The following is a 241-nucleotide window of genomic DNA, read 5'->3' on the forward strand; positions in this document are numbered from 1 at the left end:
CAGCAGAGCTTGCCGATGGTATTCAAACCAATGTGACTGTGCCAACAGGCAGTGAAGAAGGTGACATGGTTACGGTAACCATCACCAATCCAGATCTTAGCACCAGCACCGTTGAGCAAGCCTTAACTCAAGCTGATGTGGAGGCGGGCACTGTAGCTGTGACCATTCCTAAGGGTCAGATTCCAGAAGATGGCGACTACAGCGTAACCGCTCAAATCACCGATGCCGCTGGTAACAGCAC

Annotated in this window: 1 protein-coding gene; it reads left to right on the forward strand. The window is 51.9% G+C overall.

Annotated features, from left to right (window positions below; all coding sequences use genetic code 11):
* Positions 1-241, forward strand: a 241-nt coding sequence (locus tag KPY62_RS14075; protein WP_216583479.1) for an Ig-like domain-containing protein, incomplete at both ends; no start/stop codon positions are given.

Origin of the sequence: Psychrobacter sp. TAE2020, from assembly GCF_018919485.1 — a bacterium.
GTDB lineage: Bacteria > Pseudomonadota > Gammaproteobacteria > Pseudomonadales > Moraxellaceae > Psychrobacter.